This window comes from Bradyrhizobium sp. Leo78 (genome assembly GCF_059512425.1).
Genome location: NZ_JCAMOT010000169.1, coordinates 1 through 705, shown reverse-complemented (window position 1 = coordinate 705; position 705 = coordinate 1). Strand labels below are relative to the sequence as shown.

General features: G+C 64.7%; 1 protein-coding gene and 1 pseudogene. Both read left to right on the top strand.

Annotated elements, in window-relative coordinates; translation table 11 throughout:
- The coding region (locus AC5ZG1_RS44110; RefSeq protein ID WP_496136527.1) for a carbohydrate porin at positions 1–328 on the top strand (328 nt) is incomplete at its 5' end.
- Between the two features lie 16 nt (positions 329–344).
- A pseudogene (locus tag AC5ZG1_RS44105) lies at positions 345–588 on the top strand (DNA polymerase/3'-5' exonuclease PolX); the annotation flags it as partial.
- Between the last annotated feature and the right edge of the window lie 117 nt (positions 589–705).

The window sequence follows — 705 nt, the reverse complement described above, 5'->3', positions numbered from 1 at the left end:
CGCCGGCCTCGAATTCATCGGCCTCAGCGACAAACGGCCGGACGACAAGTTCGGGATCGCGGCGGGCTACGCGCACGTCTCGAAGCGAGCCCAGGCGCTCGACTTTGACTATCGCGCACTCGCCGGCCCGGCGTGGCCGGTGCGCAGCTCCGAAGGACTCCTCACGGCGGTGTATCAGTATCAGCTGCGGGACGGCTGGACCCTCCAGGCCAATTTCCAATACATCATCCGGCCGGGTGGCGGAGCGACGGACCCGACCGGTCCAATGTCGGGCCGAGCGCTTAAGAACGCGGCGGTCTTCGGCCTGCGCACGACGTTGAAATTCTAGGAAGCTTCAGTTGCGTGAACTGGGTGCTCACCCGTGGTGGCTCGAGCTGGACTGGCGCTGGCACCAGGCGGCCCTCGAGTTCGGCTGCATGCTAAGCATCAATCCGGACGCGCACTCGATTGCCGAGCTCGACCACATGCACCAGGGCGTCGAGATGGCCGCAAGGGCGGCGTGCCCCGGACAGGGTACTGAATGCGATCTTGCCCGAGATTACGCGATATCTCCGCCAGAAGAGGCGCTCGCTATCCCGGGCCGCCTAATGTCGGTCTGTAGGTCGTTATGACAGCCATGCGGAATGACGCTTGGTGACGCCGTTGCTTGACTGCACGAAGCGCGTAACGCCGCCGCGTGGCGCGACCGGTAAGCCGGGAACCAAA